The 5,536-nt window shown below is 66.2% G+C and carries 4 protein-coding genes; all 4 read right to left on the bottom strand.

Features of this window, described 5'->3' with window-relative positions; all coding sequences use genetic code 11:
- Positions 1 to 411: 411 nt before the first annotated feature.
- Positions 412 to 2,064, bottom strand: a complete 1,653-nt coding sequence (locus Q0176_RS10395; protein ID WP_299302568.1) for an AAA family ATPase — start codon at positions 2,062 to 2,064, stop codon at positions 412 to 414.
- 8 nt (positions 2,065 to 2,072) lie between these two features.
- Positions 2,073 to 2,984 (bottom strand): NAD(+)/NADH kinase, encoded by a 912-nt coding sequence (locus Q0176_RS10400; protein WP_366797446.1) that lies wholly within the window; start codon positions 2,982 to 2,984, stop codon positions 2,073 to 2,075.
- A gap of 42 nt (positions 2,985 to 3,026) precedes the next feature.
- A complete protein-coding gene (gene glyS / locus Q0176_RS10405; RefSeq protein ID WP_299302571.1) occupies positions 3,027 to 5,327 on the bottom strand; it encodes a glycine--tRNA ligase subunit beta in 2,301 nt (766 codons plus the stop codon).
- A partial coding sequence (locus Q0176_RS10410; protein WP_299302574.1) for a hypothetical protein occupies positions 5,324 to 5,536 on the bottom strand: 213 nt, incomplete at its 5' end. The genes Q0176_RS10410 and glyS, both read right to left, overlap by 4 nt.

A 5,536-nucleotide genomic window follows, 5' to 3' on the forward strand; every position in this document is an offset into this window, starting at 1 on the left:
AATAAGTTGACCAGAATTCAAGGTGACTGAAACAAACAAAAACAAGAGAATACGAGTCTCCGTCCGGAAGCTGCAAACACGGAATGGAAAAAGCCTTACATCCGCGGGCCTACTGTACCACATTTAGAAGATGAACTCGGTAAAGGAGGAGATTCCGTTCTCGATGGTTGGGATTTGGGTCATGATTTGCATGGCGCGAAACTCCAGGGGGCTGTGTTTTTTGTCGATACCGTTTTATCCGGAAGGTCCCCACGCCGCTTCCCACCCTCGCTGATGATGCCGCTTTCAAGGCTTTGTTCTTTCATCCTCACTGCGCATCCTCACTGCGAAAGCCGAGTGAAAGATCGTTTTACCGGGGCTCGCCCCATAGGGGGGCAGCCGTGCCTATCGGCAATGGGCCGCTCGGGCGTCTCATTCCCTGCCGGCCTCCCCCAGCAGGCGCCTCGCGTGCTCCTGCGCCTCCGCCAGGTCCGGGGAGCCGGAGAGCATCCGGGCGATCTCGTGCACGCGCTCCTCGCCCTCGACGGCCCGTACCAGGGACTCGCCGCCCTCGCGGCGGACGAGGATGTGGCTGTCGCCCAAGGCCGCGATCGAGGCCTCGTGGGTGACCAGGATGACCTGGGTACGCCGCGAGAGCTCCTTGAGCTTCTGTCCCGAGAGCACCGCGGCGCGCCCGCCCAGCCCGGCCTCCACCTCGTCGAAGACGAGCGTCGGGGGCAGCCACGGGTCGGGCAGCGACAGCTGGAGCGCCAAAAGCAGCCGGCTCAGCTCCCCGCCGGAGGCGATCTTCTCGACGCGCCCCGAACGCTTGCCCGTGCTGAGGAGGAACTCGGCCTCGTCAGCCCCGCTGCGGCGCAGCTTGTCCAAAGCCTTGAAGCGGACGGAGAATACGGTCCCCTCCATCCCCAGGCCGGCAAGGAGGTCGTTGACCCTCCGCTCCAGTTCGGCCGAGGCGCTTCTGCGCCCCTCCCTCAGGGCCAGGGCCAGGGCGCTGGCCCTTTTCTTGAGCTCCCTGGCCCGCTGCGCGGTCTCCTCGAGCTGCGCGTAGCTGGCCTCCAGCCATTCGAGGCTCTCCGAGGCGTCCCGGCACCAGGCCAGCAGCTCCTCCTCGGTCCGGGTCCCGGACAGGCGCTTGAGCCGGCGGACGGCCCCAAGCCGGGCCTCCAGCTCCTCCCTCTCCTGCGCCTCGTTCGAGCGCGAATCCAGAACGTCGCGAACAGACTCGGCGACATCCACGAATGCCTGCGCGCCCTCCGCCAAGGCGCGTCGCCCCTCGTCGCGTTCGGGCTCCGGCAGGAACTCCAGCAGGGACTCCATGAGGTTCCGCAGTTCGTCCAGGAGGCCCTGTTCGGAGAGCCCCCCGGTGAGGCGGTCCAGGTTCTGCCTCGCCCGCTCCTGGAGGGACAGGCGACGGCCGAGCGCGCTCAGCCGCTCCTCGAGGACCCCTTCGAGCCCGGGCTCCGGCCGCACCCTTCGGACCAGCGCCAGAACCTCGTTGGCGTTGGCATAGCGGCGCTCGATCTCGGTCCGCCGCTCGTTCATCGTTCTCAGGTCCAGGTCGCAGGCGCGCGCCCGGTCGAATACGGTGCGAAGCTCCTCGGCCGCCGCGCGGGTCCCGGAATCGGTGCAGGCGTCCACCATGGAGAGCTGCCGGCCGACATCCAGAAGCTCCATCTGCGCGAACTGGCTTTGAATGCGGAGCAGGAGCCCCGCGGCCTGAGCGCAGGTCCCCAGGGGGACCGAGAGGCCCTGAAGGGCGCAGCGGGAGCGGTCCCCGCGCGACAGGACGCGCCGCACGAAGAGGGCCCCATCCTCCGGCTGGAGGGAGTCGTCCAGGTCGGGGAAGCGGGCGTCGGTCAGGAACACCGCCTCGACGCCGGCCTCGTCCTCCCCTCCGCGGATCAGCGAGGACTGGCCGCGCGAGCCGGCGGCGAGCTCCAGGGCGCGGACGATGCTGCTCTTGCCCGCCCCGCTCTCACCGGTGATGACGGTCAGCCCCCGGCCCAGAGGGAGAACGGTGTGCCCGATGCCTCCGATGTTCCACAGGGTGAGGCGCTCCAGCACGGCGGGTCCTATTCCCTTTCGGTTCCCGGCCGGCTCTGTCCCCAGCCCAGCTTCTCCTGGACCAGGTCGAGGAAGGTGCGTTCGGGCATGGTTATGGTGCGGACGCACTTGTCCTGCGCCGGCTCGACGTCCACCCGGTCCCCGGGGAGGACCTCGTAGCAAAGCTGGCCGTCCTGGGTCAGGGTGATGTCCCGAGAGCCGTCGCGGGGGATGAGGGAGATGCGGTCCGCCGCCGCCGCCATCAGGGGACGGGAGTAGAGCGTGTGGGCGCAGAGCGGGGCCAGCAGCATGCTGTCGAGGTGGGGCGGGATGATGGGACCGCCTGCGGAGAGCGCGTAGGCGGTCGATCCCGTGGGGGAGGAGACGATGACCCCATCGGCGGGAAGGATGCCGAAGAAGCGGTCGTTGAAGCGCACCTCGATGTGGAGCAGGCGCGCGATGGCGTTCTTGCTCAGGACGAAGTCGTTGAGCGCGTAAAGCGTGTGGAGGGGAGCCCCGTTCCGATAGAGGACGCAGTGAAGGAGACGCCGCTCAAGGACGTTGTAGCGGCCGTTCAGGATGTTCTCCAGGTCCTCCTCCGCGCTGTCGGGCTTTCCCGAGGAGAGGAAGCCCAGATGCCCCAGGTTTATGCCGTAGAGGAGCGTTCCCGCGTCCAGGACATAGCGTGCGGCGCGCAGAAACGTTCCGTCCCCGCCGACCACGATGGCGACCTCGACCGTCCCGAGCCACTCCTCGTCGGAGAGTCCCGCTGCCGTCAGCACGGAGGCCTCCGGATGCGGCAGAAGGAAGGACAGCCCCCTGTCCCGCCCCCACTGCAGCAGACGTCTGGCCATCGCGACGGCCCCCGGCTTGTGCGCGTTGACGATCATCCCCAGTTTTTTCATTCCCTGCCGTTTCCCCCCGCCCGCAAACTGTCCCACCTTGCCGTTTTGCCTCATTATATCAGGAGCGGCGGGGATTTCTTACCGCTCGAACTCCCGGTACATCAGGCTGGGCTGGATCCCCGTGTTGTTCTGATACTTGCCGCTGCGGTAGGGATCGTAGGCGCCCGCCAGGGTGTGGTAGTAGATCTGGCAGATCCCGACCCCCGGATAGATGCGGATGGGGTGGATGCAGAAGATCTCGAGCGTCCAGTAGCCCGCGAAGCCGACGTCGCCGAACCCCGCCGTCACGTGGATGCAGAGCCCGAGCCTTCCGGTGGAGGAGCGCCCCTCGAGCATGGGAACGTAGGCATCCGTCCGGGTGTACTCGACGGTGCGTCCCAGGTAGAGCCTGCCCGGCTCCAGGAGGAGCCCGTCCCCGGGGATGGCGAGCGTCTCGGTCTCGTTGGGGGTCTTCATGTCGAGGACCCCGCTTCGGTAGATCAGCAGCTCGTCGTGCAGGGTCAGGTTGTAGCTGTTGCCGTCGCCGTCGGCGAGGCCGCAGGGGCGGAGGATGGTCCAGTTCAGGCTGCTTTGTTTGAGGTAGATTTCGGCTTCGGTTTTGGCGCGGACGGCTTCGCCGAGTGCTTGTTTGAAAGGTTCGCTCATCATGTCCCATTGTTCGCCGCAGCCCATGCTGGTGACGAGGATGAAGTGGGCTTGGGAGGCGTGCTGTTCGAGGGCGCGGATGATGTGGAGGTTGCCGGTGGCGTCGCTGCGGATGCCTTGTTCGCGGTAGTGGCTGTCGAGGCGCTCCAAGATGTATTCGCGCACGGCGGCGACGTGTATTGGCGCGCCCAGCGCGGCGTCGTACTGCGCGGCGCTTTTGCCGAGCCATTCGCCCAGCGGCAGTGCCAGTTCGTTCTCGGTAATGAGGCGGATGAGGCTGATGGCCATGCGGCGCAGCGCGTAGGGGTCTTTGCTGCCGGTCGGTTTGGCGCCGATGGCGAAGCCGCCGACGAGGGTGTCGAGTTTTTCGGCGATGGCGAGCGCGAGGCCGGTGCGGGTTTGCGGCAGGGCGCCGCCCGCGCCGCGCGGTTGGTATTGTTCGTCCAAGGCGGCGGCGATGTCGGCGGCGTAGCCTTCGGCGGCGGCGTAGTAGCGCCCCATCAGCCCTTGTAGTTCGGGGAATTCCATCACCATTTCGGTCAAGAGGTCGCTTTTGCTGATGCGCGCGGCGGTGGCGACGTTTTCCGCGTCCGCGCCGCAGACGGGCGCGAGGGCGCGGCCAAGGGCTTCGAGGCGGCGGGTTTTGGCGGCAACCGAGCCGAGTTTTTCTTGGTAAACGACGTGTTCGAGGCGCGGCAGGTAGTCGGCGAGTTTGTGTTTGAGGTCTTGTTGCCAGAAGAATTCGGCGTCGGCGAAGCGCGGGCGGATGACTTTTTCGTTGCCTTTGCGCACGGCAGCTTCATCGGCGGATTCGAGGTTGGCAACCGCGATGAAGTGCGGGCGGATTTTGCCGTCCGCACCGACGACGGCGAAGGTTTTTTGGTTGTCCTGCATGGTGGTGATGAGGACTTCTTGCGGCACGGCGAGGTAGCGCTCGTCAAAGCTGCCAGCGATGGCAACCGGCCATTCGGTGAGGCTCGCCACTTCTGCGAGCAATGCGGGCGGGATGACGGCAACGCCACCGAGCGCCGCCGCTTTCGCCTCGACTTGCGCGCGGATGCTTTCCATGCGCGCGGCGTGGCTGGCGATGATGTGCGCGCCGCGCAGGTCGGCTTCGTAGCTGGTGGCGCTGGCGATGGCGACGGCTTGCGGGTGATGGACGCGGTGACCAAGCGTTTCGCGTCCCGCTTTGACGCCGAAGTATTCGAGCGGCAGCACGCGCGCGTCGGCCAAGGCGACGAGGCTCAACACCGGGCGGACGAAGCTCTGTTCGTGGTCGCCCCAGCGCATCCGCTTGGCAATGGGCAGGTTGTCGCAGACGTGGCGGAAGAGGTCGGGCAGAAGCGCTTCCAGCGACTGTCCGGGCTGTTCGCCGTAATACATCAGCCATTTGCCTTTGGGCGTGTCTTCGACGGCAAGGGCGGCGACGTCCACGCCGCAAGAGGCAGCGAAACCGAGCGCGGCTTTGCTCCAGTTGCCGTCTTGGTCTTTGGCGGCGGCAAGTGCCGGGCCTTTGCGCTCGATTTTTTGGTCGCTTTGCCGAGTGGCGAGGTCGCGGATGCGCCAGGCGAGGCGGCGCGGGGTGGCGAGCGCTTCGATGTCGCCATGCGTGAGACCGGCGTTTGCGAGCGCCTGCGCCCAGAGGTCGCGTCCGGCGTCGGCAAGATGGGTAACGGCTTTGGTCGGCAGTTCTTCGACGCCGATTTCAATCAACAGGGTGGTGGTGGCGCTCATGCGGTTTCTCCTTGTTTACAGAGTGGGAAGCCCAGCGCTTCGCGGCTTTGGTACCAGGCGACGGCGGCGGCTTTGGAGATGGCGCGTACGCGCAGGATTGCCTGTGTCTCGCTTTCCCATTTCGCCTGGAGTTTCGCCTCTTCAGCGTGCAGCTCCTCCTTCTCTGCAACAAGAGCGGCAAGCTTTTCCTTCGAGGCCTCGTCCGTCTC

Origin of the sequence: uncultured Fretibacterium sp. (assembly GCF_938040765.1) — a bacterium.
Classification (GTDB): domain Bacteria; phylum Synergistota; class Synergistia; order Synergistales; family Aminobacteriaceae; genus CAJPSE01.

Excerpts from the sequence above, each read along its gene's own strand:
- glyS (WP_299302571.1), bottom strand. The coding sequence starts at position 5,327 with ATGAGCGCCACCACCACCCTGTTGATTGAAATCGGCGTCGAAGAACTG.